24 protein-coding genes and 6 pseudogenes are annotated in these 26,839 nt (G+C 48.7%); 16 read left to right on the forward strand and 14 right to left on the reverse strand.

Features of this window, described 5'->3' with window-relative positions; all coding sequences use genetic code 11:
* Window positions 1-223: 223 nt before the first annotated feature.
* Window positions 224-574 carry a hypothetical protein gene (locus tag E0Z06_RS14960; RefSeq protein ID WP_207903105.1) on the forward strand — a complete coding sequence of 117 codons (351 nt, stop codon included), beginning with the start codon at window positions 224-226 and terminating at the stop codon, window positions 572-574.
* Window positions 575-828: 254 nt separating this feature from the next.
* Here the strand turns inward: E0Z06_RS14960 and E0Z06_RS14965 are convergent, their stop codons facing one another.
* Together E0Z06_RS14965 and E0Z06_RS14970 are read right to left on the reverse strand one after the other, a co-directional pair.
* Entirely contained in the window at window positions 829-2,199 is a 1,371-nt protein-coding gene (locus E0Z06_RS14965; RefSeq protein ID WP_132586432.1) for a DEAD/DEAH box helicase family protein, read from the reverse strand.
* Window positions 2,196-2,702, reverse strand: a complete 507-nt coding sequence (locus E0Z06_RS14970; protein ID WP_132586435.1) for a hypothetical protein — start codon at window positions 2,700-2,702, stop codon at window positions 2,196-2,198. The genes E0Z06_RS14965 and E0Z06_RS14970 overlap by 4 nt, the downstream gene beginning before the upstream one ends.
* Window positions 2,703-2,822: 120 nt before the next feature.
* Between E0Z06_RS14970 and E0Z06_RS14975 the strand changes: the two genes are divergently transcribed.
* Complete coding sequence (locus E0Z06_RS14975) at window positions 2,823-3,143, forward strand: helix-turn-helix transcriptional regulator (protein WP_132586438.1); 321 nt, start codon at window positions 2,823-2,825, stop codon at window positions 3,141-3,143.
* 665 nt (window positions 3,144-3,808) lie between these two features.
* Here E0Z06_RS14975 and E0Z06_RS14980 read toward each other — a convergent pair.
* Window positions 3,809-4,975: a GGDEF domain-containing protein gene (locus E0Z06_RS14980; RefSeq protein ID WP_057786570.1), complete on the reverse strand. Its 1,167-nt coding sequence runs from the start codon at window positions 4,973-4,975 to the stop codon at window positions 3,809-3,811.
* A gap of 372 nt (window positions 4,976-5,347) precedes the next feature.
* Between E0Z06_RS14980 and E0Z06_RS14985 the strand changes: the two genes are divergently transcribed.
* The 9 genes and pseudogenes from E0Z06_RS14985 to E0Z06_RS15030 all read left to right on the forward strand — a co-directional run.
* Window positions 5,348-6,832, forward strand: a complete 1,485-nt coding sequence (locus E0Z06_RS14985; RefSeq protein WP_057786568.1) for a SulP family inorganic anion transporter — start codon at window positions 5,348-5,350, stop codon at window positions 6,830-6,832.
* Between the two features lie 15 nt (window positions 6,833-6,847).
* Window positions 6,848-7,702: a universal stress protein gene (locus E0Z06_RS14990; RefSeq protein WP_057786566.1), complete on the forward strand. Its 855-nt coding sequence runs from the start codon at window positions 6,848-6,850 to the stop codon at window positions 7,700-7,702.
* A 76-nt stretch (window positions 7,703-7,778) separates the two neighbouring features.
* The gene (locus tag E0Z06_RS14995) at window positions 7,779-8,321 is read left to right on the forward strand and encodes an NUDIX domain-containing protein (RefSeq protein ID WP_057786564.1); all 543 of its coding nucleotides are present in this window, start codon (window positions 7,779-7,781) and stop codon (window positions 8,319-8,321) included.
* Window positions 8,322-8,950: 629 nt separating this feature from the next.
* Window positions 8,951-11,347, forward strand: a complete 2,397-nt coding sequence (locus E0Z06_RS15000) for an AAA family ATPase (protein ID WP_132586441.1) — start codon at window positions 8,951-8,953, stop codon at window positions 11,345-11,347.
* A gap of 57 nt (window positions 11,348-11,404) precedes the next feature.
* On the forward strand, window positions 11,405-12,538 hold the full coding sequence (locus E0Z06_RS15005) for a DUF3800 domain-containing protein (protein WP_132586444.1): 1,134 nt from the start codon (window positions 11,405-11,407) through the stop codon (window positions 12,536-12,538).
* A 519-nt stretch (window positions 12,539-13,057) separates the two neighbouring features.
* Complete coding sequence (locus E0Z06_RS15015; protein WP_207903106.1) at window positions 13,058-14,737, forward strand: DDE-type integrase/transposase/recombinase; 1,680 nt, start codon at window positions 13,058-13,060, stop codon at window positions 14,735-14,737.
* 2 nt (window positions 14,738-14,739) lie between these two features.
* A pseudogene (locus E0Z06_RS15020) lies at window positions 14,740-15,159 on the forward strand (TniB family NTP-binding protein); the annotation flags it as partial.
* Between the two features lie 112 nt (window positions 15,160-15,271).
* Window positions 15,272-15,406 (forward strand): annotated as a pseudogene (locus E0Z06_RS15605) (winged helix-turn-helix transcriptional regulator); the annotation flags it as partial.
* Between the two features lie 73 nt (window positions 15,407-15,479).
* Window positions 15,480-15,632 (forward strand): annotated as a pseudogene (locus E0Z06_RS15030) (transcriptional regulator); the annotation flags it as partial.
* Here E0Z06_RS15030 and tetR(B) read toward each other — a convergent pair.
* Complete coding sequence (gene tetR(B), locus E0Z06_RS15035; RefSeq protein ID WP_000088605.1) at window positions 15,610-16,233, reverse strand: tetracycline resistance transcriptional repressor TetR(B); 624 nt, start codon at window positions 16,231-16,233, stop codon at window positions 15,610-15,612. The pseudogene E0Z06_RS15030 and the gene tetR(B) overlap by 23 nt on opposite strands.
* 81 nt (window positions 16,234-16,314) lie before the next feature.
* Here tetR(B) and tet(B) point away from each other — a divergent pair, with 81 nt between their 5' ends.
* Entirely contained in the window at window positions 16,315-17,520 is a 1,206-nt protein-coding gene (gene tet(B), locus E0Z06_RS15040) for a tetracycline efflux MFS transporter Tet(B) (protein WP_001089072.1), read from the forward strand.
* A 112-nt stretch (window positions 17,521-17,632) separates the two neighbouring features.
* On the opposite strand, the pseudogene E0Z06_RS15045 reads toward tet(B), so the two are convergent.
* The 7 genes and pseudogenes from E0Z06_RS15045 to E0Z06_RS15080 all read right to left on the reverse strand — a co-directional run.
* Window positions 17,633-17,998 (reverse strand): annotated as a pseudogene (locus E0Z06_RS15045) (tetracyline resistance-associated transcriptional repressor TetC); the annotation flags it as partial.
* A 245-nt stretch (window positions 17,999-18,243) separates the two neighbouring features.
* A complete protein-coding gene (locus tag E0Z06_RS15050) occupies window positions 18,244-18,675 on the reverse strand; it encodes a hypothetical protein (RefSeq protein ID WP_132586456.1) in 432 nt (143 codons plus the stop codon).
* A 127-nt stretch (window positions 18,676-18,802) separates the two neighbouring features.
* Entirely contained in the window at window positions 18,803-19,642 is an 840-nt protein-coding gene (sul1, locus tag E0Z06_RS15060) for a sulfonamide-resistant dihydropteroate synthase Sul1 (protein ID WP_000259031.1), read from the reverse strand.
* Window positions 19,636-19,983: a quaternary ammonium compound efflux SMR transporter QacE delta 1 gene (locus E0Z06_RS15065; RefSeq protein WP_000679427.1), complete on the reverse strand. Its 348-nt coding sequence runs from the start codon at window positions 19,981-19,983 to the stop codon at window positions 19,636-19,638. The genes sul1 (E0Z06_RS15060) and E0Z06_RS15065 overlap by 7 nt, the downstream gene beginning before the upstream one ends.
* A gap of 207 nt (window positions 19,984-20,190) precedes the next feature.
* A complete protein-coding gene (locus E0Z06_RS15070) occupies window positions 20,191-20,676 on the reverse strand; it encodes a hypothetical protein (protein ID WP_132586459.1) in 486 nt (161 codons plus the stop codon).
* A 105-nt stretch (window positions 20,677-20,781) separates the two neighbouring features.
* The gene (gene dfrA37, locus E0Z06_RS15075) at window positions 20,782-21,255 is read right to left on the reverse strand and encodes a trimethoprim-resistant dihydrofolate reductase DfrA37 (RefSeq protein ID WP_132586462.1); all 474 of its coding nucleotides are present in this window, start codon (window positions 21,253-21,255) and stop codon (window positions 20,782-20,784) included.
* A gap of 68 nt (window positions 21,256-21,323) precedes the next feature.
* Window positions 21,324-21,878 (reverse strand): aminoglycoside N-acetyltransferase AAC(6')-IIa, encoded by a 555-nt coding sequence (locus E0Z06_RS15080; protein WP_023622803.1) that lies wholly within the window; start codon window positions 21,876-21,878, stop codon window positions 21,324-21,326.
* A gap of 161 nt (window positions 21,879-22,039) precedes the next feature.
* On the opposite strand from E0Z06_RS15080, the gene intI1 reads away from it, so the two are divergent.
* The 3 genes and pseudogenes from intI1 (at window position 22,040) to E0Z06_RS15105 (ending at window position 25,025) form a co-directional block, all read left to right on the forward strand.
* The gene (gene intI1, locus E0Z06_RS15085; RefSeq protein ID WP_000845039.1) at window positions 22,040-23,053 is read left to right on the forward strand and encodes a class 1 integron integrase IntI1; all 1,014 of its coding nucleotides are present in this window, start codon (window positions 22,040-22,042) and stop codon (window positions 23,051-23,053) included.
* A 569-nt stretch (window positions 23,054-23,622) separates the two neighbouring features.
* Window positions 23,623-24,030, forward strand: a pseudogene (locus tag E0Z06_RS15100) (Mu transposase C-terminal domain-containing protein); the annotation flags it as partial.
* A gap of 2 nt (window positions 24,031-24,032) precedes the next feature.
* A complete protein-coding gene (locus E0Z06_RS15105; protein ID WP_001381192.1) occupies window positions 24,033-25,025 on the forward strand; it encodes a TniB family NTP-binding protein in 993 nt (330 codons plus the stop codon).
* Here the strand turns inward: E0Z06_RS15105 and E0Z06_RS15110 are convergent.
* The 3 genes and pseudogenes from E0Z06_RS15110 to E0Z06_RS15125 all read right to left on the reverse strand — a co-directional run.
* Window positions 24,994-25,494 (reverse strand): GNAT family N-acetyltransferase, encoded by a 501-nt coding sequence (locus E0Z06_RS15110; RefSeq protein WP_000376623.1) that lies wholly within the window; start codon window positions 25,492-25,494, stop codon window positions 24,994-24,996. The two genes, E0Z06_RS15105 and E0Z06_RS15110, sit on opposite strands and share 32 nt — an antisense overlap.
* A gap of 127 nt (window positions 25,495-25,621) precedes the next feature.
* Window positions 25,622-26,461 carry a sulfonamide-resistant dihydropteroate synthase Sul1 gene (sul1, locus tag E0Z06_RS15120; RefSeq protein WP_000259031.1) on the reverse strand — a complete coding sequence of 280 codons (840 nt, stop codon included), beginning with the start codon at window positions 26,459-26,461 and terminating at the stop codon, window positions 25,622-25,624.
* A pseudogene (locus E0Z06_RS15125) lies at window positions 26,455-26,661 on the reverse strand (SMR family transporter); the annotation flags it as partial. The pseudogene E0Z06_RS15125 and the gene sul1 (E0Z06_RS15120), both read right to left, overlap by 7 nt.
* Between E0Z06_RS15125 and E0Z06_RS15130 the strand changes: the two are divergent.
* A complete protein-coding gene (locus tag E0Z06_RS15130) occupies window positions 26,642-26,839 on the forward strand; it encodes a cupin domain-containing protein (RefSeq protein WP_000347577.1) in 198 nt (65 codons plus the stop codon). The pseudogene E0Z06_RS15125 and the gene E0Z06_RS15130 sit on opposite strands and share 20 nt — an antisense overlap.

Consider the following 26,839-nt stretch of genomic DNA (forward strand, 5'->3'; position numbering starts at 1 on the left):
TCGTTTTCGATGGTTCTGAATAGAGTGGTGAACCATTAGTGTTAAGTAGTTCTAGGCAGCCTTATGAGCCACGTATCTTCAAAAGCTTAGACGGGGCTTTAGCTGAGTTGCTGCGTATTGGCCTAAAAGAAGCATCAATCAAAATTACTGAAAACAGAGACTCAAAAATAAAATCAACCATAGCATCAACCCCACTTTCGGACTCTCAACACAAGGAAGCACAATGAAAGCAGGCAAAGCAAGCATCATAATGGTTACATTAGTCGCTATAATTGCAGCACTATCCCTTATCGCCTACAACACCATCACCATCTTTGTCATCCAACCCATCGGAGCGTTGCCAGAAGGCAGAACTATTATTATGCGAAAATTAGAAAACTCGCAATTTATTGATAGCGCTGATGCAATGTGTGAAAGAAGAGTCGGAAATGTCAACTTAATATGCAGAGCAGTGACACTAGGCTCGGTGATAAAGAATGAAGACGACATATTGATGAAACTTCCCTATAGCGAGTTTTTGTATTTGCGCTCAACGGAAGGAGTAACCTATTCCAGCCCAAGCTCTAAAAAATAAAAGAAAGCAATATTAAAATACTTTAGTTTAGTGAACCGCTCGGCACTCAAGTGCCGAGATTGCTACGCCCAAGCTGCCATCTACATTACATTAAGATTAAGACAAAGCTTTGCTAAGCATATTATTAAAGACTTTAGTGGGGGCGTCGTGGGGGCAAGTCTGAGCTAGTAAAGTTAAATCCTTACATGTTCGGCGTCAACTATCATGGCCGGTCATCCTAATTGTCGCCGAACAGTTTTTACACAAAACAAGTTTTAGAAAATAGAAAACACCTGCTGCCTGTATTGTCCTGTCAACCGAAATGGTACCCAATTAGTAGCTGTATCCTTTTCAGTTTGTTTGGGACCATTAAAGTGCCAGTTACTATCTGAAATATTGATGTCTTGGAGCTTCGAGTCTTCCTTAGTTTCTGAATTCTTGAGATTTTGTGGCCCGGACTGCGGTGATGGTTTTTCTCTAAATCTGTCAAACTTAACAATTGCTTGTGGAACATCTTCCTTCAGCCTTATCGTGAAATCTGTTAGAGATGGCTCAGCAAAAGTAATAAGATAGGCTTTTGCATTCCTTATTTCGGACATTAGTCTTAATATTCTCCCAAGCACTTGGCGGAAGAATAGTTCTGTACGCACAGTACTCAGGTGCGCACAGACCCTAAGCCTCGGAATATCAGTTCCTTCGCTCACCATTGAGACACTAATAATCCATTGGGTACTTGATGTTCTAAAATTATCAATAATTTCTTGAGCATTAGCCTCTCTATAAGAGACTAAAACTGCTGATTGACCAAATTCATTGACTAGCAATGTTTTAATGCGTATAGCTGCATCAACAGAGCTTGCAACAACTAATCCTCCTGCATCTGGGTGTTCATCTCTGACATGTGCTAATTTTTGTACGGCGACAGACAGGCTATATCGGAGCGCCTCTAAGTCATTGAGAATTCGGTGGTATTGAAGATCTGCTTCAATCATCGCCAAGGATAGCGAGTCGTAGCTTTTATGAGCGACAGCTAAGTTATCATTATCAATCAATGTAATTTCAGGTAGTCTGCAGACATTATCGCGGATCGCCTCAGCAAGACCATAGACATAGTCAAGCTGGATAGTGAAATCAGGTTCGATGTAACGCGCTAATGATATTGGCGCCTGATCTGTACGCCATGGAGTGCCTGTCATGGCTAAAATGTAACTGACGTTATCGCTAATAGTGGTCAATATTTCTCGTCCCCAAGAATTTGATAACTCGGTCTCTTGACCACCACAATGGTGAATTTCATCGAAAACAGCAAAAACCCGGCTACTTTGCAGAAATGACCAATCTGCGCCTTTACTAGTTGTAAGAAATTGATAGGTAAATACGCCCCCAACTGCACCCAGTTTTCCATGCATTGGCCGCCCTAATATTTTAGCAAAAGTTTGTTCCATACTTTTTTGGACAGCAACGGAAGGGGCAAAGCAGACTACATAGTCGATCATATTTGCAGCAAACAGATAGTTTGCGACTATAGCAGCCATCACGGTTTTACCTGCTGCAGGCGTCGCCAGAGCCATAAAATGCTTCTTGCCTGATTTAAAGGATTTGAACGCTTGATTTGAACATTCATCTTGCCAGTAACGTAGTTTCATCGATTCAGTCTATTCATAATGTTTTCAACAGCGCGGAGTCGACCGCGTAATTGGTATGCTCGCTCTTTGGCTGATTGATAATCCCGATTGAACTGTGCGCTTTGTTCTGGAAATTCATTTAAAACCTCCTGATATTCCTGGATCTCTGAGCTGGTCGTGGCTAATTCCGAGCTGTAAGCGTTTAGCCGTTTATTTAATGACTCTAGAAAAACCATGGTTCCGGAATGCATAGAGCTTGTATGACTTTCCTCTGATATTTGAAGATATTGCTTTTGCATTAATGGAGTGATGACGTAAACATTTTGTTTTGGATCTTTTGCCTTTACCAGGTCAAGCATTCCGCTCTTCTTAAGATTCCAAATATTTTTATAAAGTCCCTTATTAATATTCACGGAAGTGTCGGTTACTCCCTGAGCAGTATAGAGTTTTCGTAGTTCATCCAAAGTGAATGAATGCAGCTCATTTGCTTTGATGGTGTCGATAATAATGCTTTTAACTGACATACCGCTTGCTCCAAGTTTTGGATATCAAGGAATAGATAAATCCAAAGGATTCCTTAGTATAACGGAAGGTGAAAACCTAAGACAATCTTTGGATTAGATATTTGATATGAATTTTCAGACTTGGCACACGAATCATGTTTTCCCGCTAGGCTTAAAGCCGCCAGAAAGAAAAAGGCTATCAGTCAAACTGAGTTAGGCCGTCGTATTGGCCTAGATTCACCTTCAGCTAGTGCGCGAATGAATAACTATGAAAAAGGTCGTCATGAGCCAGATTTTAACATGGCCAAGAACATTGCCGATCAACTAGCTGTCCCTGTTGCTTACCTTTATTGTGAATGTGATGAGATGGCAGAACTGATATTAGCTTTTCATAAACTTGCACCTGAACAGCGAAAGCAAATTTTATTTGATATTCTCGAACTCCAATCGAAATCTATTTAGCACCAAGAAACTAACGCTTAAACATAGCCTTAAACACCTATTAGTTAACTTTTGACTGCGTTAATCCAGCCTCTCCCAGCGATGATGAAGAGCTTGAATTACGCTGAGCTGATAACGATAGAGTGCTGTTGTACTCATTTAATAATCTGTTAAAAGCGTTATTTTTATAACGGTTTTGTCTGATATCAGTCTTGAGTCTTTGAATTTCAGCTGCTGGAATAGTTTAGTCAAGCTAGTAAAGCTCCTATGTCTCGATATCTTTCAAGTAGACCAGATGACGAATTTCGTGAAAGATTTTCGTTTTTAGACCAGTTAATTAAGGATTTAGTGAATTAACTCTTTCCAACTGTCACCAACAGAGTAGTTTGAGTGTAGTGGTACACTGAATTTAGCCACACGACTATAGATAATTTACTGGGTTTACGAGAAATCGAATGTCTGCAACTGCAAAAAATGCAAAGCAGAGATTTGCTTTTACGTTAAGGTCTGATTTGGACGACTGCTATTCGCTCAAAGCGAAGAGCGTCTGTGTGCCAAAAGCGGATATTCACTGAGATTCGATTACAACGTCGCTTTTCACTTAAAGCTGACGTCCAGTATGACTGGTTAAATTGCCCTCATCACCATGTGTTTGAAGACGCCAAAGGATCCGTAATAAACTAAAATCACGACATGATGTTACTACTATTTTTCTGCTCATACATTTTGGCGTCAGCGTTTTGAAGCAGAGCATCTAAATCCAACGCATCGTCAGGATAAATGGCAGTACCAAGGCTGGCAGTGATCGGTGTTTCTAGCCTTAGGCTCTGATGAATAGCGGAAATGCCCCGATTGACTTGTTCAATCACGCGCAGCAAGTCGGGATCTCCGTCTATTTGGGTCAGCAGCAGCACAAATTCATCTCCACTGAATCGGCTTGCTGTGTCATCTGCTCTGATGCTGTTTTTAAGGACGTTGGCGATAGCAACAAGACAGTCATCGCCTTTCTGATGGCCATAGGTATCGTTAATTAATTTTAAGCTGTTGATATCAATAAAGATCAGCGCACATTTGTTAGTTTGTCCGAGCCTGTCACTGTGTAGTACAAACTGCTCAAAACGGTCTTCCAGTAACGCTCTGTTTGGCAGGCCAGTTAAAAAGTCATGGTAGGCAAGCTGCTTAAACTTCTTATGCTCCTGAATGTGCTGGGTAATGTCGGAGAAAATAGAGATGTAGTGAGTAACTTTGCCACTGTCATCCTTGATGGCCGATAAGGAAAGCCAGCTAATATAGTACTCGCCGTTCGCTTTGCGGTTTTTAATTTCGCCACTCCAGTGGCCCTTCGCTTTGACATCAAACCAGGCATTTTCTAAGGTCTGTTCTTCATTCAACCCAGATCGCAGAAATGCTGGTTTTTTATAACGGATATTTGCTAACTTAAAGCCAGTTTTTAACTCAAAAGCCCTGTTCACATCGATAATGTCGTCATCCGCATCTGTGATCATAATGGCTTCACCAGACTGTTCAAAAACGGACGAGTATAAATCGGGTTTGTCATCTGTCTTGACCCAGTTCTGGAGCAAACAAAAGAACTGCTGATCTTCGTCCTGTTTAAGAATATCTACTTTGAAACGACGACCGGAAACGGAGAGTGTTGTGGTTTTGTGTCCGTTTTTTTTCAAGCTGGAGTTGCTCAACACAAGCTGAAGCTCAGCAATTACAGCGGATAGTGTGCTATCTCCTAGTGCAGACATAGCTTGGTTTGAAGTGATGTATTCGCCACTCGCAGATAACAGCAGCCAAGGATTAGAGATCCACTCAAAATGTGTAGGGATAGAATGATGCATCTTCATAAAACGTTGTCTCCGTTGCGTGGTTAGACAAACAACATAACCACATTTTCAATGGCTTACATTGAGCCTACTTCAGTTTTCAGTAAATGCGCAAATTTACAGCAGGTACTTTAATTGATTACGCTAAGCCTCTGTAAACAGGTCACTTTTAAACTTTTACTGGCCTTTAGCAGCCTAAACCGCTAGAATGCCGCCCGAATTTTGAACAAAAGCAAAGAACAACCCAAGAGGATTAGCCGGTGTAATTAGCGAACAACACAAAACAGATTTGCAAAATAAAGTTAGGTTTGAACCATGCGTGCAAACTTTAAATGCAATACCTGTGGTGTTTTGCTGGTTCATATCGGATTTCTAAAACTTAATGGATGTTTTATGCTTAAAACTATTAAGCAGCACTGGCTCTCCAATATCAAAGGAGATGTCTTAGCTGCCATCGTTGTCGCTTTAGCCCTTATTCCTGAGGCTATCGCTTTCTCTATCATTGCAGGCGTTGACCCTAAAGTGGGTTTATATGCCTCTTTCGCTATCTGTGTACTTATCTCTTTTACTGGTGCTCGCCCTGGCATGATCTCAGCCGCTACAGGCGCTATGGCCCTGTTGATGATTGTTCTGGTCAAAGAGCATGGCTTACAGTATCTGCTAGCCGCAACACTGCTGACGGGTGTCATTCAAATTGTGTTTGGCTTCCTGAAGTTGGGTGATGTCATGCGATTTGTGTCCAGATCTGTAGTCACAGGTTTTGTGAATGCACTGGCCATCCTGATCTTCCTTGCTCAGTTACCGGAACTCTCCGGTGAATACGGTTCCGTCACTGTTTATGGGTTAACCGCTTTAGGTCTAGGCATTATCTATTTATTCCCTTATCTGACAAAAGCAGTGCCATCGCCGTTGGTCTGTATTGTGGTTGTGACTCTGGTCGCGCTTTATTTCGGCTTAGATGTACGTACCGTGTCGGATATGGGTGAATTGCCGGATAGCCTGCCGATTTTCTTATGGCCTGAAGTGCCACTGAACTTTGAAACCCTGATGATTATCTTTCCTACGTCTATGGCATTGGCCGTTGTGGGTATTCTTGAGTCGCTGATGACCGCAACTATTGTTGATGATCTGACAGACACCAAAAGTAACAAAAACAAAGAATGTGTGGGCCAGGGGATCGCCAACATTGGTTCAGGTTTAATTGGTGGTATGGCCGGATGCGCCATGATTGGCCAGTCGATTATCAACGTCAAATCAGGTGGTCGCACTCGTCTCTCTGCATTGCTCGCTGGCGTTATCTTGTTAGTGATGGTGGTGTTTCTGGATGCATGGGTTGGCATGATCCCTATGGCCGCTCTGGTCGCCGTGATGATCATGGTATCCATTGGTACATTTAGTTGGAGTTCGGTGAAGGATTTGAAGAAGAATCCAATCAGCTCAAGCATCGTGATGGTCGCCACTGTGATCGTAGTTGTCGCCACTCACAACCTAGCGTGGGGCGTGTTGGTTGGCGTGATTTTAAGTGCAATATTCTTTGCTAACAAAGTCGGACAAATCCTTTTCGTGGGTTCAGAGCTGAGTAGTGATGAACAACACAGGACGTACAAAGTGGTGGGTCAGGTGTTTTTCAGTTCAGCTGAGCAATTTGTTGACTCCTTTGATTTCAAGGAAGCTATCGAATCTGTGCAAATTGATTTGAGTCGCGCTCATTTCTGGGACATTACCGCTATCAGTTCATTGGACAAAGTAGTGATTAAATTCCGTCGTGAAGGTACAGATGTTGAGTTGCTTGGCCTCAATGAAGCCAGTGCCACTCTGGTGGACAAGTTTGCAGTACACAATCAGCCTGATGCAATAGAACGGCTGATGGGACACTAACGGGGAGTACATAAAATGACTAAAAAAGTAATAGCCTGTATTGACTCATCACCTTACGCAGAAGCTGTATGTGATTATGCAACCTGGGCTGCAAAACGCCTTAATGTGACTATGTCGGTGCTGCATGTATTGAGCAAAGCACAACAACAGGATACCAGCGATTTAAGTGGCAGTATCGGGCTTGGCGCGCAGGAAGCCTTGATGGAAAAGCTGACTCAACTGGATGCGGAGCGCGGCAAACTGGCGTTAGAGCGAGGCCGAATTATGCTCGACGCCGCTCGTGCCCGAGCAGCCGCCGCAGGGTTTGAGCAGGTTGAAGAGCGCTTACGTCATGGTGACTTTGTAGAAACAGCGATTGAATTGGAAGAAGAAACCCGTTTACTGGTGATGGGAAAACGCGGAGCAAGCAGCGCCGACGCTCATGGCCGATTAGGTTTACAGGTTGAACCTTTGATCCGGAACGTTCATAAACCAGTGCTCTTGACCCAACAGAAGTACAAGGAGCCTCAGCAGGTAATGCTAGCTTATGATGGCAGCGCGACAGCTCTTAAAGGCTTAGAAATGCTCGCCGGAAGCCCTTTAGTCAAAGGTTTACCTGTGCATTTGGTGATGGCAGGCGCTGATGTAGATGCAACCAGAATACAGATGGAGCAAGCGGCCAGTATTCTGCGCAAGGCTGGCTTTAGCACAACAATTGCTATTGTCGCGGGTGAACCTGAAACTGTGCTGCATCAGTATCAGCAACAACACGATATTGATTTGATGGTGATGGGCGCATACGGCCATTCCCGCATCCGGCAATTTATCGTGGGAAGCACGACAACGGCGATGTTAAGCCATGCCAAGTGTTCATTATTGATCTTGCGTTAACACCTCAAGGGCCAGTTCACTGGCCCTTTTAACATCACTACGATAAGAAAATTTTGAATTTTCAGTGGAGACAACGATGCGTTTACTGCATTCATTGAAACACATTACGCCAACCCCTGAACATCGGCTAGGTGAGCGAGTGGCTACACGTGCCATTGTGCTAAGAGGCTCGGATATTCTGGTGTTATATACCAAAAGGTACGATGACTACAGTTTACCGGGTGGAGGCCTAGAGGCAGGTGAAGATCTGGAGTCTGCACTGGTGCGGGAGCTTATTGAAGAAACTGGCGCAAAAAATGTAAACATCGTGACGCCTTTTGGACTTTTTGAAGAGTTTCGCCCTTGGTATAAAGACAATATAGATGTTCTCAGAATGCTGTCGTACTGCTACGTTTGTGAGATTGCGTCAGAGCTTGGGCAACCCAATTTCGAGCACTACGAAATACAAAATGGCATGCAGGTGTGCTGGCTTAATATTCATGAAGCCATACGCCATAATGAACGCATACTGCAAACAAAGCCTGAACACATGGGGCTGTCTATAGTACGGGAAACATATTTACTTCGGATGATCGCTGGCCAATTTCAAATTCCGGATCTGGTCAGAGAGTACAGATAGAAAAAGAACTGATTGCAGCGAAAGACCGCTCTGCTGCTTTGGATTTGTAACAGCAAAGTATCAGCCTCTTATCAAGAATGGATGCGATGCAATCTCAGCAAATGGCAGTGGAGCTGACCAGACTCAGGCTGCGCAAATTAGTGTTAATTAACGAGGCGATCAGCCGAATAAAACGTGGCGACTAAGTTTATTACGCTAGTTGAGACGAGTTGAGTGACATCCGACGTTTACAGGTCAACCCTATGGTAGCGTGCAATATTGAAATGCTCCCACGTCAACGTATCAAGATGTTCTGTTGAATGTCTGATTTTAAGGCAAAGCAGAGATTAGTTTTTTCGAGATTGCCTGTTCTGAACGGCTGCAATTCGCTCTTAGTGAAGATCGTCACAGTGTGCCAAAAGCGGACATTTCTGTTCTATCGTCAGACTCTTAATGCCTAAATTAAACCCAGTACGCAATTAGCAGCCTCTGATAACTCGTATTTTTAGCTTGAATAAATACGGTTTGTACCTATAGGTTGTTGTGATTTTGAAAGAAGCCATGTAGTGTTTTGTATAGTAAACAGATTAATCCGTATTTAAGAGCGTGTTGGCCCGCAAAAGAAGTGTTTTGCAATTTAGGGAGTTCTGATGAGCATCAGTCAATTAAGCATAGCCAATTTTGGCAGCTTTAAAGACTTCACATGGAAAAAATCCATCAAGGATAGTGGTGGCAATGTCATCAACTTCAAGCGCCTGAATGTCATATACGGGCGCAACTACTCAGGTAAAACAACACTCTCACGGATCTTCCGAGCGCTAGAGACTGGCCGCATCCCTGCCAACTACAGTGCTCCCTTTTTTACCATCGTTGGAGATAAGGGTGAAGTCAATCAGTCTGGAATCTCCGCACACGGTTACGATGTAAGAGTCTATAACCGCGATTTCGTAAATGACAATCTAAGCTTTCTTGTAAACCAAGATGGCGGTGAAATAAAAACATTTGCGATTATTGGCGAGACGAACAAAGAAATTAAAGATGCTATAGCAGAAATCGAACTCCAACTTGGTAGTTTAGAAAAGAAAACTGGGCTTAAACATGAGTTAGAGACAAGACGCAAAGATAAAGATATATCCAAGAGCAATCACAAGGTCGCAGATGACGCTCTTTCTGACAAGTTACGAACTCATGCCAATGATAAAATCAAAAAGAATAGAGAATATGGAGTCGCTGTCTACAACATAGAGAGCATTAAGCGAGATATAATCTTAATCAAAAAGGCAGGTTTCAAACCTTTATCTGAAGATGAGAAGTCAGTAAAAAGTGCATTACTCAGACAAGAAATTCTTCCTGATATCAGCAGCAAAGTCTCTATCAATCTCAAATTTAAACATCTTGCAGCTACTGCTGAAGCTTTGTTGCAACGAACGATTACACCCACACAAGCAATTCAAGAATTGCTAAATGATAGTGTTCTTCAATTGTGGGTCAAAGAGGGTATACCTCTTCATAAAGAAAAGCGTGATACTTGTGCGTTCTGTCGTCAAACACTACCATCGAATATCTGGCAAGTTCTAGATTCGCATTTTAGCAAGGAATCAACTGAGCTTGAATCTGAAATTGATTCTACGATTACTTCCGTAGACAACGAAATTAAGAGAATTCCAACCTTTTTAACGCTGACCGATAATCAGTTCTATTCTGAAGAGAAATTAGCGTTTGATGTCAGCAAAAAAGCTCTCGATATTTCTTTTGAGGTTTATAAGAAAGATTTGGAAGCCCTAAAATCTGCACTTCAAAATCGTAAAAATAGTTTGTTTCAAACTGTTGCACCTCCAAAGCCAAGTCATGACGAAAAAGTCATTGAGCAGCATATTGAAGCCATCAATGGGCTGATTGAGCAGAGCAACAGTAGATCCAAAACTTTGGATAAAGATAAGGCTGCAGCACGTGATGCTTTGCGTTTAACGGAGGTGGCTTCGTTTATTTCCACTATTGGCTATGATGCAGAACTGTTACGTATCGCAGAGTTGAAGAGCATATCTGAGGCTGCCAATACTAGCTTCACCGATGCTGAGAAGGTAATTACTAAGCTAGAGGGTGAAGTCAGTGATTTGCAAGGAAAACAGAAGGATGAGCGAAAGGGGGCAGATCGTGTCAATGCACTTTTGAACCATTTCTTTGGTCATGATGGCATAAAACTAGAAGCTAAAGACAACCATGACAAAACTACCATTAAGTTTCAAATCATGCGTGACGGAAAATCTGCACATAACTTGAGCGAAGGTGAATGCAGCTTGATTGCTTTTTGTTACTTCATTGCAAAACTTGAGGAGTCAAAAAGCAAGGATAAGGAACTTATCATCTACATTGATGATCCTATTTCAAGCCTAGATGGAAACCATATTTTCTTTATGTTTAGCCTGATTGAGAGTTTAATTGCCAAGCCAATCAGGAACGATGATGGGTCAAACCGTTATAGGTATAAGCAGCTTTTCATTTCCACTCATAACCTTGATTTCTTAAAGTATCTCAAGAGAATTTCTCTCCCAAATCAGAAAAATCATGGTGGCCATCAGCATTTCATGATTGAAAGAAATGGGGCCGCAAGTAATATCTTATTGATGCCTGATTACCTCAAGGATTACATTACTGAATTTAACTATCTTTTTCATCAAATCTACAAGTGCCGTGATCAAGAGCTTGCAAAAATTAATCACGAACCGTTTTATTCGTTCGGCAATAATTTAAGAAAATTTCTTGAGGCATTTCTTTTTTACAAATACCCTTATCACGATGACAAGAATGATGCCTTTGAGAGGATAAGAAAGTTTTTTGGTGACGATGACACAGCAATTGCCCTTGCCAATCGTTTGAACAATGAACTGTCTCACTTGGAATCAATCTTCGATAGGAGCATAAAACCGATTGAGATTCCAGAGATTCCAAAGCTTGCCAACTATGTGTTGGACAAAATTTACACTTCAGATCCCGCTCAATACAACTCATTACTAAAAAGCATCGGGGAACCCGAACGCATTAATTAAAATCCAGTATTGGGATCTCTGTAGTGGTCAACTAATTTTGGTCACATAAGGATGGATATGAGCAAATGTAAAAAAGGTGCTTTTGTATATGCTGATGAGTCAGGACACTCAGGCAAAGAAATTTTTAGTGAACACTCACCTATTTATTATCAAGGCGCAGTAATTTCCGTTGGCGAGATCGAAACCAAAGTTGCACCAATAATTCAAAAATATTGCACTGATAATGGACTTGAAAGATTGCATGGCTGCGAACTTGGAGAAGAGAAAGTAAATAGCCTTTGCTTAGAGTTGTTGGAAGCTTTAGACGGTACTCAATGGAGGTTTCATTACACAACTCTTCAAAAAAGGTATATAGCGCCTACAAAATTTGTTGATACTGTCTTTGATTGTTGGGATAACCCCGCAGTCCATCCGTTCTGGTACACAACCGAACTATTCAGACACATGTTATGTATATTAATAGACGACATGATGGAAGACGGTTTAGACGTTGAGTTTTGGAACTTTTATTTAAAAGACGACTTAGATGGTCTAATCAATATATGTAAAGCCTTGCTGGAAAAAGCCCCGTATATTTACGATAAAAGAGCATGCGAAGTTGTCACGGCAGGTTTAAGCTATGCGATAGATAACCCTGATATTTTCACTCTAATATCAGCAAAAGGTAAAAGCGCATATAAAAAACAGACACCGAATATTATCGCTTTCTCTAGCTTATTAACTGCCACGCATAGGTTTTGCAAAGAGTATGACGTATCAGTTTCTGAGCTAATTCATGATCAGAGCGATGAGTTTAAAGGAACGATGCGAGAGTATCACCGTATATTTTTCGGTTTCGATTTTGAAGAAGATAAATTTGGCGGCATCCCTCAATTTAAAGAAGTCGAATACGACTTGGGAGAATTCAAATTAGAATCTTCAAAAAAATCCTATGGATTACAAGTAACTGATCTTTTTTTATGGTTAATTCAAAGAGATTTTACAAATAAAAGTCTTGAAGAAACCAAGGCTAAGATACTGGACAATTCTGATGATTTCGTTATTTCAAGATCAATGTCTTTAGCAATTATCAACGCTAGGCAATTTCAATTAATGCAGCAAGAGCTAACGCCTGAAATGATAAAAGCAGGTAAAGAGTTAAACAAAAAAATTGAAGCCAAACAAAAAGCAGCAATGAATAAGAGAATATAGCAAGCGCATGTTGCCGCCATTAGACGTCGGCAGCCTAGCAGCTATGTGCACAGGCTGTTTGAAAACTACTGATCTTCTCCTTTTTGGTTTGGTCGCCTTCCTGCTTAACCAATCTGGCTGGGCTGGGGAAAAGGTCAGACCGTCAAATTTTAAATGCCAAAGAAGCAAATGAGCATTTCGAAAAACTGTACGAAAAGGCTGGGAAGTAATGCAATTTAACAAGCTGCGTGATTCGTGGTCTTCGCCCCCTGTAATGCTGACACGCTCTCGCGCATGCGCGGTGTGTTATGCCGTTTAAATGATTGTACAGAGGTAGCTAAGTTGAGTTCAATAAAAGATCATTTATTTGAGATACAAGAGCAGAAAGCTGATGACTGGTGTCATTTTCAGAAGACGACTGCACCAGTTGATTGGGCGTAATGGCTGTTGTGCAGCCAGCTCCTGACAGTTCAATATCAGAAGTGATCTGCACCAATCTCGACTATGCTCAATACTCGTGTGCACCAAAGCGAGGTGAGCATGGCGACGGACACCCCACGGATTCCAGAACAAGGCGTGGCCACCCTGCCCGACGAGGCATGGGCGCAAGCCCGGCACCGGACGGAAATCATCGGGCCACTGGCAGCGCTTGAGGTGGTCGGGCATGAAGCCGCCGATGAGGCAGCCCAAGCGCTGGGCCTGTCCCGGCGACAGGTATATGTCCTGATCCGTCGCGCCCGGCAGGGTACTGGCCTGGTAACAGACCTGACGCCCGGCCGATCCGGCGGCGGCAAAGGCAAGGGGCGCTTGCCGGAACCGGTCGAGCGCATCATCCGCGAGCTGCTGCAAAAGCGCTTCCTGACCAAGCAGAAACGCAGCCTGGCGGCGTTCCACCGCGAAGTCGCGCAGGCGTGCAAAACCCAGAAGCTGCCGGTGCCGGCGCGCAACACCGTGGCCCAGCGGATTGCCGGACTACACCCGGCGAAAATAGCCCGCAGCCGGGGCGGGCAGGACGCTGCCCGTCCCTTGCAAGGCGCGGGTGGCATTCCGCCCGAAGTCACCATGCCGCTGGAACAGGTGCAGATCGACCACACCGTCATCGACCTGATCGTGGTCGACGAGCGCGACCGGCAACCGATTGGCCGCCCATATTTGACCCTCGCCATCGACGTGTTCACGCGCTGCGTACTCGGCATGGTGGTCACGCTGGAAGCGCCGTCCGCCGTCTCGGTCGGCCTATGCCTCGCGCATGCCGCCTGCGACAAGCGGCCCTGGCTGGAAGGGCTGAATGTGGAAATGGACTGGCCGATGAGCGGCAAGCCCAGGCTGCTCTATCTGGACAACGCGGCCGAGTTCAAAAGCGAAGCGCTGCGCCGTGGCTGCGAACAGCATGGCATCCGGCTGGACTATCGCCCACCAGGCCAGCCGCACTACGGCGGCATCGTGGAACGGATCATCGGCACGGCGATGCAGATGATCCACGACGAATTACCGGGGACGACCTTCTCCAATCCCGGCCAGCGCGGCGAGTACGATTCCGAGAAGATGGCCACCCTGACGCTGCGCGAGCTAGAGCGCTGGCTCACATTGGCGGTCGGCACCTACCACGGTTCGGTGCACAACGGCCTGCTCCAACCGCCGGCCGCGCGCTGGGCCGAGGCCGTGGCGCGTGTCGGCGTACCGGCCGTCGTCACACGCGCTACTTCGTTCCTGGTCGATTTTCTGCCGATCCTCCGGCGCACGCTGACCCGCACCGGCTTTGTCATCGACCACATCCACTACTACGCCGATGCGCTCAAGCCGTGGATTGCGCGGCGTGAACGCTGGCCGTCCTTTCTGATCCGGCGCGATCCGCGCGACATCAGCCGTATCTGGGTCCTGGAACCGGAGGGACAGCATTACCTGGAAATTCCCTACCGTACCTTGTCGCATCCGGCTGTCACCCTCTGGGAACAACGGCAGGCGCTGGCGAAACTGCGGCAGCAAGGGCGCGAACAGGTGGATGAGTCGGCGCTGTTCCGCATGATCGGCCAGATGCGTGAGATTGTGACCAGCGCGCAGAAGGCCACACGCAAGGCGCGGCGTGACGCGGATCGCCGCCAGCACCTCAAGACATCAGCTCGGCCGGACAAGCCCGTTCCGCCGGATACGGATATTGCCGACCCGCAGGCAGACAACTTGCCACCCGCCAAACCGTTCGACCAGATTGAGGAGTGGTAGCCGTGGACGAATATCCCATCATCGACCTGTCCCACCTGCTGCCGGCGGCCCAGGGCTTGGCCCGTCTTCCGGCGGACGAGCGCATCCAGCGCCTTCGCGCCGACCGCTGGATCGGCTATCCGCGCGCAGTCGAGGCGCTGAACCGGCTGGAAGCCCTTTATGCGTGGCCAAACAAGCAACGCATGCCCAACCTGCTGCTGGTTGGCCCGACCAACAATGGCAAGTCGATGATCGTCGAGAAGTTCCGCCGCACCCACCCGGCCAGCTCCGACGCCGACCAGGAGCACATCCCGGTGTTGGTCGTGCAGATGCCGTCCGAGCCGTCCGTGATCCGCTTCTACGTCGCGCTGCTCGCCGCGATGGGCGCGCCGCTGCGCCCACGCCCACGGTTGCCGGAAATGGAGCAACTGGCTCTGGCTGTTGAGTTGCATCTAAAATTGACCCACTTAGGGTAAAGATTTGCGTCGAAATTTGACCCACGTATGACACTGTTTCCCGTCTGGATATGGCGGGAGAAATCAAGGAGTGATAAACGTGGCGATATTGAGCGCAATTCGACGCTGGCATTTTCGCGATGGTGCGTCGATTCGGGAAATAGCCCGACGAAGCGGCCTGTCCAGGAACACCGTTCGCAAGTATTTGCAAAGCAAGGTGGTTGAACCGCAGTACCCAGCGCGAGACAGCGTTGGCAAGTTAAGTCCTTTTGAGCCCAAGTTAAGGCAGTGGCTCTCCACCGAGCAGGAGTGAACGCCGTTTCCATTTAGGTGGGTACGTTGGAGCCGCATTATTTTCGCTTTATGAATCTAAAGGGTGGTTAACTCGACATCTTGGTTACCGTGAAGTTACCATCACGGAAAAAGGTTATGCTGCTTTTAAGACCCACTTTCACATTTAAGTTGTTTTTCTAATCCGCATATGATCAATTCAAGGCCGAATAAGAAGGCTGGCTCTGCACCTTGGTGATCAAATAATTCGATAGCTTGTCGTAATAATGGCGGCATACTATCAGTAGTAGGTGTTTCCCTTTCTTCTTTAGCGACTTGATGCTCTTGATCTTCCAATACGCAACCTAAAGTAAAATGCCCCACAGCGCTGAGTGCATATAATGCATTCTCTAGTGAAAAACCTTGTTGGCATAAAAAGGCTAATTGATTTTCGAGAGTTTCATACTGTTTTTCTGTAGGCCGTGTACCTAAATGTACTTTTGCTCCATCGCGATGACTTAGTAAAGCACATCTAAAACTTTTAGCGTTATTACGTAAAAAATCTTGCCAGCTTTCCCCTTCTAAAGGGCAAAAGTGAGTATGGTGCCTATCTAACATCTCAATGGCTAAGGCGTCGAGCAAAGCCCGCTTATTTTTTACATGCCAATACAATGTAGGCTGCTCTACACCTAGCTTCTGGGCGAGTTTACGGGTTGTTAAACCTTCGATTCCGACCTCATTAAGCAGCTCTAATGCGCTGTTAATCACTTTACTTTTATCTAATCTAGACATCATTAATTCCTAATTTTTGTTGACACTCTATCATTGATAGAGTTATTTTACCACTCCCTATCAGTGATAGAGAAAAGTGAAATGAATAGTTCGACAAAGATCGCATTGGTAATTACGTTACTCGATGCCATGGGGATTGGCCTTATCATGCCAGTCTTGCCAACGTTATTACGTGAATTTATTGCTTCGGAAGATATCGCTAACCACTTTGGCGTATTGCTTGCACTTTATGCGTTAATGCAGGTTATCTTTGCTCCTTGGCTTGGAAAAATGTCTGACCGATTTGGTCGGCGCCCAGTGCTGTTGTTGTCATTAATAGGCGCATCGCTGGATTACTTATTGCTGGCTTTTTCAAGTGCGCTTTGGATGCTGTATTTAGGCCGTTTGCTTTCAGGGATCACAGGAGCTACTGGGGCTGTCGCGGCATCGGTCATTGCCGATACCACCTCAGCTTCTCAACGCGTGAAGTGGTTCGGTTGGTTAGGGGCAAGTTTTGGGCTTGGTTTAATAGCGGGGCCTATTATTGGCGGTTTTGCAGGAGAGATTTCACCGCATAGTCCCTTTTTTATCGCTGCGTTGCTAAATATTGTCACTTTCCTTGTGGTTATGTTTTGGTTCCGTGAAACCAAAAATACACGTGATAATACAGATACCGAAGTAGGGGTTGAGACGCAATCGAATTCGGTATACATCACTTTATTTAAAACGATGCCCATTTTGTTGATTATTTATTTTTCAGCGCAATTGATAGGCCAAATTCCCGCAACGGTGTGGGTGCTATTTACCGAAAATCGTTTTGGATGGAATAGCATGATGGTTGGCTTTTCATTAGCGGGTCTTGGTCTTTTACACTCAGTATTCCAAGCCTTTGTGGCAGGAAGAATAGCCACTAAATGGGGCGAAAAAACGGCAGTACTGCTCGGATTTATTGCAGATAGTAGTGCATTTGCCTTTTTAGCGTTTATATCTGAAGGTTGGTTAGTTTTCCCTGTTTTAATTTTATTGGCTGGTGGTGGGATCGCTTTACCTGCATTACAGGGAGTGATGTCTATCCAAACAAAGAGTCATCAGCAAGGTGCTTTACAGGGATTATTGGTGAGCCTTACCAATGCAACCGGTGTTATTGGCCCATTACTGTTTGCTGTTATTTATAATCATTCACTACCAATTTGGGATGGCTGGATTTGGATTATTGGTTTAGCGTTTTACTGTATTATTATCCTGCTATCGATGACCTTCATGTTAACCCCTCAAGCTCAGGGGAGTAAACAGGAGACAAGTGCTTAGTTATTTCGTCACCAAATGATGTTATTCCGCGAAATATAATGACCCTCTTGATAACCCAAGAGGGCATTTTTTACGATAAAGAAGATTTAGCTTCAAATAAAACCTATCTATTTTATTTATCTTTCAAGCTCAATAAAAAGCCGCGGTAAATAGCAATAAATTGGCCTTTTTTATCGGCAAGCTCTTTTAGGTTTTTCGCATGTATTGCGATATGCATAAACCAGCCATTGAGTAAGTTTTTAAGCACATCATCATCATAAGCTTTAAGTTGGTTCTCTTGGATCAATTTGCTGACAATGGCGTTTACCTTACCAGTAATGTATTCAAGGCTAATTTTTTCAAGTTCATTCCAACCAATGATAGGCATCACTTCTTGGATAGGGATAAGGTTTTTATTATTATCAATAATATAATCAAGATAATGTTCAAATATACTTTCTAAGGCAGACCAACCATTTGTTAAATCAGTTTTTGTTGTGGCGTATAGGAAGTTCAAACGCCCTTTTCGGGCAGTCTGCTGGGTAGGCGGCGGTCGCGCAAGCCCCGTTTTGGGCACGGATCGGACGTCTGTGAGTGGGATTTCGGCATCGCGGGGCCACGCAGCGGCGTTGTCAGCAGCCATGCTTCGCTGATTCCCGACAGCGGGCCGAGCGCCGCCCTGCGGATCGTGGCCGCATCGGCTCGGATTCCGGTTTCGCCGTCGGCTGTGCAGCCGGCAGATCGTCACGCGGCTTGCACTGGCGGTGCGCGCGCTGCGGGCCTGTAGTGCGCTTCTTCCCACGCGCCCTGCTTCACGAAGTGGCCAAGGATGGCGCGGATGGCGGCAGGTTCCTCGATGCTGGCGACGATCCGCACGGTGCCACCGCAGTGGACGCAGGCGGTGACGTCGATGGAAAAGACCCGCTTGAGGCGTTGCGCCCAGCTCATCGAACGGCGCTTCTCCTCGGGGCTGCGCGGCGCGTCGTTCGCGCTTGCGTCCGCCGGCTCCACAGCGGCGTCATGCCGCCTGCCGCGCCCCGATGGCGTCAACTGTGCGCGCAGGGCGGGCGTTCCCTTGGCGGACATCCACGCCGCAGCGTCGTGCATCAGCCGCACAACCTCGTCGATATCACCCGAGCAGGCGACCCGAACGTTCGGAGGCTCCTCGCTGTCCATTCGCTCCCCTGGCGCGGTATGAACCGCCGCCTCATAGTGCAGTTTGATCCTGACGAGCCCAGCATGTCTGCGCCCACCTTCGCGGAACCTGACCAGGGTCCGCTAGCGGGCGGCCGGAAGGTGAATGCTAGGCATGATCTAACCCTCGGTCTCTGGCGTCGCGACTGCGAAATTTCGCGAGGGTTTCCGAGAAGGTGATTGCGCTTCGCAGATCTCCAGGCGCGTGGGTGCGGACGTAGTCAGCGCCATTGCCGATCGCGTGAAGTTCCGCCGCAAGGCTCGCTGGACCCAGATCCTTTACAGGAAGGCCAACGGTGGCGCCCAAGAAGGATTTCCGCGACACCGAGACCAATAGCGGAAGCCCCAACGCCGACTTCAGCTTTTGAAGGTTCGACAGCACGTGCAGCGATGTTTCCGGTGCGGGGCTCAAGAAAAATCCCATCCCCGGATCGAGGATGAGCCGGTCGGCAGCGACCCCGCTCCGTCGCAAGGCGGAAACCCGCGCCTCGAAGAACCGCACAATCTCGTCGAGCGCGTCTTCGGGTCGAAGGTGACCGGTGCGGGTGGCGATGCCATCCCGCTGCGCTGAGTGCATAACCACCAGCCTGCAGTCCGCCTCAGCAATATCGGGATAGAGCGCAGGGTCAGGAAATCCTTGGATATCGTTCAGGTAGCCCACGCCGCGCTTGAGCGCATAGCGCTGGGTTTCCGGTTGGAAGCTGTCGATTGAAACACGGTGCATCTGATCGGACAGGGCGTCTAAGAGCGGCGCAATACGTCTGATCTCATCGGCCGGCGATACAGGCCTCGCGTCCGGATGGCTGGCGGCCGGTCCGACATCCACGACGTCTGATCCGACTCGCAGCATTTCGATCGCCGCGGTGACAGCGCCGGCGGGGTCTAGCCGCCGGCTCTCATCGAAGAAGGAGTCCTCGGTGAGATTCAGAATGCCGAACACCGTCACCATGGCGTCGGCCTCCGCAGCGACTTCCACGATGGGGATCGGGCGAGCAAAAAGGCAGCAATTATGAGCCCCATACCTACAAAGCCCCACGCATCAAGCTTTTGCCCATGAAGCAACCAGGCAATGGCTGTAATTATGACGACGCCGAGTCCCGACCAGACTGCATAAGCAACACCGACAGGGATGGATTTCAGAACCAGAGAAAGAAAATAAAATGCGATGCCATAACCGATTATGACAACGGCGGAAGGGGCAAGCTTAGTAAAGCCCTCGCTAGATTTTAATGCGGATGTTGCGATTACTTCGCCAACTATTGCGATAACAAGAAAAAGCCAGCCTTTCATGATATATCTCCCAATTTGTGTAGGGCTTATTATGCACGCTTAAAAATAATAAAAGCAGACTTGACCTGATAGTTTGGCTGTGAGCAATTATGTGCTTAGTGCATCTAACGCATTGCTCTGCGGCGCAAAGCAGTTGGCGCCTTTGTTGCTGAGCGCCAGCGAACGCAGGAAAGGTGCCAACTGTTTTGCGTCCGTAGCAGCAACTTGTTAGGCACATGTTACCAAGGCTCCAGACCTTTTGGCTTCCCAATACTCGTCTCTCAACTCTTTGGCCATATTTTTACCGATTAGTAATCCAGAGCCCAAAATCAACCCATCACAAACGATCTTGCTTTTATAAGGTAACAAGGCTGTCTTGATATAAGTAAATTCAGGTATTATTTCATCTAATGGTGTTGTAAGGCAAAGAACCTGATAAAAAACACCACTTTCAACATGCTTCAGAATATGACCTTGTTTATATCTTTTTAAATAAACAAAATCACCGAAATTGCCTGCTTTTATTGTCTGAAAAAAACTTTCGCCAATACTCTGCAACATATGCTCTTCAATACTTTCGATATTTTCATATATTGATGAACGTATATATGCGTAGTCTTCAACACATTCAGGGTATTCTCCGTCATTGAGAAATGCAATTACTGCTTTATATTTGTCCAAAAATTCGTTTGCTGATTCTTCATCAATTAACACGTAATGAATTCCATTTTTTCGTTTCACTATGCCTAACGCTCGGCACAGCGGCGCGAACGAAGTGAGTGTCCAGTGCAGCTTGCTGCACGGTGCTGCTGCCGCTTGTTAACCTTTTTGCCATATTTGATAACTATAATTTATGTTAGATACGAAGTCTTGTATAAAAACGGGTCTAAAATTGCTGGGAATTTCTGGAAAGTAAACATCACCTTCTGGCTCAATATCAATGGTTGATATATGTAATGTATCGACTTTATCGATCAGATTTTTGTATATTTCCCCACCACCTGAAACAATTACGTGGTTTGTCATATTTTCTAGTTGGCTTAAAGCGTCTTGAATAGATGCAAAGACTATTACGTTCTCATTGTCAGATGTAAAGTTTGAACGAGTTACAACAGCATATTTTCGATTGGGCAACGCTCCCATTGACTCGAAAGTCTTACGCCCAACAAGAATCCATTGATTATATGTAATAGCTTTAAAGAGAAGCTGCTCACCTTTCGCGCTCCATGGAATATCAGGTCCATTTCCGATGACTCCATTCCTCGATATTGCTGCCATTAGAGATAGTTTCATAGTTCTTCCTTGGGGGTTAACACCTGAATTAAGCCGCGCCGCGAAGCGGCGTCGGCTTGAATGAGTTGTTAGGCAACACCGCGCTTTCTCTCGAAGGCTTGTCGTGTTTGAACCATGTAAACCGCCGGCCCGTCAGGCGTGGTGATGATCTTCTCCCGCACGAATCCTGCCTTCTCATAGCAGCGTATGGCTCGATGGTTGTTCGGAGTCGGGTCGGTCTGAATCTTCGTCACGGTGGGGTCCGAGAACAGTAGTTCAACGAGAGCGCGGACAAGCCTTGTTCCTAGGCCTTTGTTCAACTGTGTCGGGTCAGCCAGAGACTGGTCTATTCCTCGCACTCCTGGATCAGTTTCATCTTCCCACCAGCCATCACCGCTTCCGAGCGCGACGTACGACTGAGCATAGCCGATCGGTTCCTCGCCCAGCATTGCGATGTACGGTGTTACGGACTCTTCAGCCATCGCTCTGGGCAGGTAGTGTTCCAGCACTTCATCAAGAGTCGGTCGCTCTTCGTCACCACCCCACCACTCAACGATGTGCGGCCGGTTGAGCCAATCATGGAGCATCGGCAGGTCGCGCTCGGTCATGAGGCGAAGAGTTATGGGGGGGGTGCTCGCGGACATGAAATGGTCGCTCTGTGCTGCCTAACTTTGTTTTAGGGCGACTGCCCTGCTGCGTAACATCGTTGCTGCTCCATAACATCAAACATCGACCCACGGCGTAACGCGCTTGCTGCTTGGATGCCCGAGGCATAGACTGTACAAAAAAACAGTCATAACAAGCCATGAAAACCGCCACTGCGCCGTTACCACCGCTGCGTTCGGTCAAGGTTCTGGACCAGTTGCGTGAGCGCATACGCTACTTGCATTACAGTTTACCAACCGAACAGGCTTATGTCCACTGGGTTCGTGCCTTCATCCGTTTCCACGGTGTGCGTCACCCGGCAACCTTGGGCAGCAGCGAAGTCGAGGCATTTCTGTCCTGGCTGGCGAACGAGCGCAAGGTTTCGGTCTCCACGCATCGTCAGGCATTGGCGGCCTTGCTGTTCTTCTACGGCAAGGTGCTGTGCACGGATCTGCCCTGGCTTCAGGAGATCGGAAGACCTCGGCCGTCGCGGCGCTTGCCGGTGGTGCTGACCCCGGATGAAGTGGTTCGCATCCTCGGTTTTCTGGAAGGCGAGCATCGTTTGTTCGCCCAGCTTCTGTATGGAACGGGCATGCGGATCAGTGAGGGTTTGCAACTGCGGGTCAAGGATCTGGATTTCGATCACGGCACGATCATCGTGCGGGAGGGCAAGGGCTCCAAGGATCGGGCCTTGATGTTACCCGAGAGCTTGGCACCCAGCCTGCGCGAGCAGCTGTCGCGTGCACGGGCATGGTGGCTGAAGGACCAGGCCGAGGGCCGCAGCGGCGTTGCGCTTCCCGACGCCCTTGAGCGGAAGTATCCGCGCGCCGGGCATTCCTGGCCGTGGTTCTGGGTTTTTGCGCAGCACACGCATTCGACCGATCCACGGAGCGGTGTCGTGCGTCGCCATCACATGTATGACCAGACCTTTCAGCGCGCCTTCAAACGTGCCGTAGAACAAGCAGGCATCACGAAGCCCGCCACACCGCACACCCTCCGCCACTCGTTCGCGACGGCCTTGCTCCGCAGCGGTTACGACATTCGAACCGTGCAGGATCTGCTCGGCCATTCCGACGTCTCTACGACGATGATTTACACGCATGTGCTGAAAGTTGGCGGTGCCGGAGTGCGCTCACCGCTTGATGCGCTGCCGCCCCTCACTAGTGAGAGGTAGGGCAGCGCAAGTCAATCCTGGCGGATTCACTACCCCTGCGCGAAGGCCATCGGTGCCGCATCGAACGGCCGGTTGCGGAAAGTCCTCCCTGCGTCCGCTGATGGCCGGCAGCAGCCCGTCGTTGCCTGATGTCTTTGCACATTAAAGACTTAAACTGATGAATCATAAAATCAATAACTTACATTAGGTATGATTCAGTAAATTTACATTATAGTTCTAAACTCAATGAACTTTGAGTTTAGATAACCAATCCATTTATGACATAATAGTTGTAAATTTACTTATGTTTGAGTTTACCTATTCCAAATATCCAATAAGTAAATAAAACGGTGATTGCAAGTGATATAAAAATGACTATTGGGGATGGTACTTGCATTGGACTCAACCAAAATCCAAATAAAATACATGCAACAAATGCACTGCTACAAAGAAACAACTTAAAAAATACCACAAGTATTGAATCTGATTTTTTCGTAATATTCATTCAAACTTCCTCTTTGAGTTTACAACTATATTGTTAAAGTTTAGAACATTAATGTCATTTTTGAGACTTTAATGGTCAGTCACAGCGGCGTGAACGCTGGCCGTCCTTTCTGATCCGGCGCGATCCGCGCGACATCAGCCGTATCTGGGTCCTGGAACCGGAGGGACAGCATTACCTGGAAATTCCCTACCGTACCTTGTCGCATCCGGCTGTCACCCTCTGGGAACAACGGCAGGCGCTGGCGAAACTGCGGCAGCAAGGGCGCGAACAGGTGGATGAGTCGGCGCTGTTCCGCATGATCGGCCAGATGCGTGAGATTGTGACCAGCGCGCAGAAGGCCACACGCAAGGCGCGGCGTGACGCGGATCGCCGCCAGCACCTCAAGACATCAGCTCGGCCGGACAAGCCCGTTCCGCCGGATACGGATATTGCCGACCCGCAGGCAGACAACTTGCCACCCGCCAAACCGTTCGACCAGATTGAGGAGTGGTAGCCGTGGACGAATATCCCATCATCGACCTGTCCCACCTGCTGCCGGCGGCCCAGGGCTTGGCCCGTCTTCCGGCGGACGAGCGCATCCAGCGCCTTCGCGCCGACCGCTGGATCGGCTATCCGCGCGCAGTCGAGGCGCTGAACCGGCTGGAAGCCCTTTATGCGTGGCCAAACAAGCAACGCATGCCCAACCTGCTGCTGGTTGGCCCGACCAACAATGGCAAGTCGATGATCGTCGAGAAGTTCCGCCGCACCCACCCGGCCAGCTCCGACGCCGACCAGGAGCACATCCCGGTGTTGGTCGTGCAGATGCCGTCCGAGCCGTCCGTGATCCGCTTCTACGTCGCGCTGCTCGCCGCGATGGGCGCGCCGCTGCGCCCACGCCCACGGTTGCCGGAAATGGAGCAACTGGCTCTGGCACTGCTGCGCAAGGTCGGCGTGCGCATGCTGGTGATCGACGAGCTGCACAACGTGCTGGCCGGCAACAGCGTCAACCGCCGGGAATTCCTCAACCTGCTGCGCTTCCTCGGCAACGAACTGCGCATCCCGTTGGTTGGGGTAGGCACGCGCGACGCCTACCTAGCCATCCGCTCCGATGACCAGTTGGAAAATCGCTTCGAGCCGATGATGCTGCCGGTATGGGAGGCCAACGACGATTGCTGCTCACTGCTGGCCAGCTTCGCCGCTTCGCTCCCGCTGCGCCGGCCTTCCCCAATTGCCACGCTGGACATGGCTCGCTACCTGCTCACACGCAGCGAGGGCACCATAGGGGAACTGGCGCACTTGCTGATGGCGGCGGCCATCGTCGCCGTGGAGAGCGGCGAGGAAGCGATCAACCATCGCACACTCAGCATGGCCTGTCGACAACCTCTCGCGCAACCAAGACATCGCGGTCGGACTGCAAGTGATCTTGAAGCCACGGGCCCGTCCCACCCCGACATGGACCTCGATGCCCGAACGGACGTTAGATTTCGAGTTCTAGGCGTTCTGCGATGAAGGTTGGATCCCAGCCGGGATTGAAAGTGTCGACGTGGGTGAATCCGAGCCGCTCGTATAGGCCACGCAGGTTCGGGTGGCAGTCGAGCCGCAGCTTGGCGCACCCCTGCGTTCGCGCGGCATGGCGGCAAGCCTCGATCAGCGCGGAGCTGACACCCCGGCCCGCATGTGTCCGTCGCACCGCGAGCTTGTGCAGATATGCGGCCTCCCCCTTGAGGGCGTCGGGCCAGAACTCGGGATCCTCGGCCGACAAGGTGCAACAGCCGACGATGCCGTCGCTGCAACTCGCGACTAGGAGCTCGGATCTCAGGACGAAGGTCTCCGCGAATGTCCGGTCGATCCGCGCGACGTCCCAGGCGGGCGTTCCCTTGGCGGACATCCACGCCGCAGCGTCGTGCATCAGCCGCACAACCTCGTCGATATCACCCGAGCAGGCGACCCGAACGTTCGGAGGCTCCTCGCTGTCCATTCGCTCCCCTGGCGCGGTATGAACCGCCGCCTCATAGTGCAGTTTGATCCTGACGAGCCCAGCATGTCTGCGCCCACCTTCGCGGAACCTGACCAGGGTCCGCTAGCGGGCGGCCGGAAGGTGAATGCTAGGCATGATCTAACCCTCGGTCTCTGGCGTCGCGACTGCGAAATTTCGCGAGGGTTTCCGAGAAGGTGATTGCGCTTCGCAGATCTCCAGGCGCGTGGGTGCGGACGTAGTCAGCGCCATTGCCGATCGCGTGAAGTTCCGCCGCAAGGCTCGCTGGACCCAGATCCTTTACAGGAAGGCCAACGGTGGCGCCCAAGAAGGATTTCCGCGACACCGAGACCAATAGCGGAAGCCCCAACGCCGACTTCAGCTTTTGAAGGTTCGACAGCACGTGCAGCGATGTTTCCGGTGCGGGGCTCAAGAAAAATCCCATCCCCGGATCGAGGATGAGCCGGTCGGCAGCGACCCCGCTCCGTCGCAAGGCGGAAACCCGCGCCTCGAAGAACCGCACAATCTCGTCGAGCGCGTCTTCGGGTCGAAGGTGACCGGTGCGGGTGGCGATGCCATCCCGCTGCGCTGAGTGCATAACCACCAGCCTGCAGTCCGCCTCAGCAATATCGGGATAGAGCGCAGGGTCAGGAAATCCTTGGATATCGTTCAGGTAGCCCACGCCGCGCTTGAGCGCATAGCGCTGGGTTTCCGGTTGGAAGCTGTCGATTGAAACACGGTGCATCTGATCGGACAGGGCGTCTAAGAGCGGCGCAATACGTCTGATCTCATCGGCCGGCGATACAGGCCTCGCGTCCGGATGGCTGGCGGCCGGTCCGACATCCACGACGTCTGATCCGACTCGCAGCATTTCGATCGCCGCGGTGACAGCGCCGGCGGGGTCTAGCCGCCGGCTCTCATCGAAGAAGGAGTCCTCGGTGAGATTCAGAATGCCGAACACCGTCACCATGGCGTCGGCCTCCGCAGCGACTTCCACGATGGGGATCGGGCGAGCAAAAAGGCAGCAATTATGAGCCCCATACCTACAAAGCCCCACGCATCAAGCTTTTGCCCATGAAGCAACCAGGCAATGGCTGTAATTATGACGACGCCGAGTCCCGACCAGACTGCATAAGCAACACCGACAGGGATGGATTTCAGAACCAGAGAACATGTCATTGTACTGGAAGGCGCATTACAACTGCGGCTGGGGGATGAGTGGCACACCGTTTCTGCCGGGGAATCCCTGCGCTTCCATGCGGATATCCCGCACGCTTACGCCAATCCCGGTAAGGCCATTGTGACACTGCATAATCTGATCCATTATCCGCGCCCGGCGGACAAATAA

The organism is Rheinheimera sp. D18 (assembly GCF_004345025.1).
Lineage (GTDB): Bacteria > Pseudomonadota > Gammaproteobacteria > Enterobacterales > Alteromonadaceae > Alishewanella > Alishewanella metallidurans.